Origin of the sequence: Neobacillus drentensis (genome assembly GCF_036966985.1) — a bacterium.
Taxonomy (GTDB): domain Bacteria; phylum Bacillota; class Bacilli; order Bacillales; family Cytobacillaceae; genus Neobacillus; species Neobacillus drentensis_E.
On record NZ_JBALSN010000667.1, the window covers coordinates 1 to 1584 of the forward strand.

The window sequence follows — 1584 nt, forward strand, 5'->3', positions numbered from 1 at the left end:
CTCGAAAATCGGGTCATAGAGGTGAAAAAGGAGCTTGGTCCTCGTCTCTATATTCCTTGCCATCATTATCAAAAAGACGAGGTTGTACAGTTTGCAGATGCCACCGGTGATTCCTTACAACTTGCACAATTATCAGCAAAAAATACAGACGCCGAATTTATTGTGTTCTGTGGTGTTCATTTTATGGCAGAGACTGCCGATATTTTAACGAATCAAAACCAAAAGGTTATCCTGCCAGATATGCGCGCGGGCTGTTCGATGGCTGATATGGCTGATCTTCAGCAAACAGAAAGAGCATGGGAAAAGCTCCAGGAATTGTTTGGAGATACGATTCTTCCATTAACCTATGTTAACTCTACAGCAGCCATTAAATCATTTGTTGGTGCACATGGCGGGGCAACGGTTACTTCTTCTAATGCCGAAACGATGGTTAAGTGGGCATTTGAAATGAAGGAACGAATTTTATTTTTGCCTGATCAGCATTTAGGACGGAATACAGCCGTCGAACTGGGTGTAGGCTTAGACGAAATGGCGGTTTGGAACCCAATTACGAATGAACTGGAGTTTGAAGGTGACACTTCTGAAATTAAAGTCATCCTCTGGAAAGGTCATTGTTCGGTTCATGAAAATTTTACGGTACAAAATGTGATTGATACTCGCTATAAATATCCTAATATGCAAATCATTGTTCATCCAGAATGCCGCCGCGAAGTAGTAGAATTAGCCGATATGGCAGGTTCAACGAGTTATATTATTAAGGCTATCGAAAAGGCGGAGCCTGGAACGGCTTGGGCAATCGGTACAGAAATGAATCTTGTTAATCGCTTAATTCAAAACCATCCGGATAAAAACATCATTTCGCTAAATCCGCATATGTGCCCATGTTTAACGATGAACAGGATTGACTTGCCGCATTTGGTTTGGAGCCTTGATACACTTGAAGAGACAAATAATATTATTAAAGTTAGTCCTGAAGTTGCCGAGAATGCAAAATTAGCGCTTGAGCGGATGTTAATACATTCATAATAACAGTTGAAAAGATGCAATTTTTCCTAATTGCATCTTTTTATATTTCATGCTGGATTCATATTCTTTTGAGAAAATGCATAAGTTTTTGTGAAGAAGGATAGCACTTTGCCCATTTTCACATAGACTATATGGACTTATGCCATAGGAGGGGAAATCAGAGTGAAGATCCATATCGTACAGAAAGGGGATACTCTTTGGAAGATTGCCAAGAAGTACGGCGTGAATTTTGAAGAGCTGAAAAAGATGAATTCACAGCTCAGCAACCCTGATATGATTATGCCCGGTATGAAAATAAAGGTCCCAACTTCAGGTGGAACTATAAAAAAAGAAGCACCAATGGGAACTAAACCAGGTACAAAAATCACTTTAGGAACGAAGAAAGAACAGCCGCTTGCTGAGCAGCCGTTAGTCAAAGAGAAACCCATAAAGGAAGCACCAATTGCGAAAGAAGCGCCAATTAAAGCAATGCCGATTAAGGAAGCTCCGATCAAAGAAGCGCCAATTAAGGAGGCTCCAATTAAGGAGGCTCCAATTAAAGAGGCTCCAATTAAAGAG

1 protein-coding gene and 2 pseudogenes are annotated in these 1584 nt (G+C 40.6%); 2 read left to right on the forward strand and 1 reads right to left on the reverse strand.

All coding sequences use genetic code 11. The annotated features are described in order from the left end of the window. Nucleotides 1-1026: quinolinate synthase NadA (gene nadA, locus V7659_RS30155; protein ID WP_335543699.1), on the forward strand; the 1026-nt coding region annotated here is incomplete at its 5' end. Nucleotides 1027-1182: 156 nt separating this feature from the next. Continuing rightward, a pseudogene (gene safA / locus V7659_RS32225) lies at nt 1183-1372 on the forward strand (SafA/ExsA family spore coat assembly protein); the annotation flags it as partial. Nucleotides 1373-1523: 151 nt separating this feature from the next. Here the strand turns inward: safA and V7659_RS32230 are convergent. After that, nucleotides 1524-1577: pseudogene (locus tag V7659_RS32230) on the reverse strand (hypothetical protein); the annotation flags it as partial. Nucleotides 1578-1584: the final 7 nt, after the last annotated feature.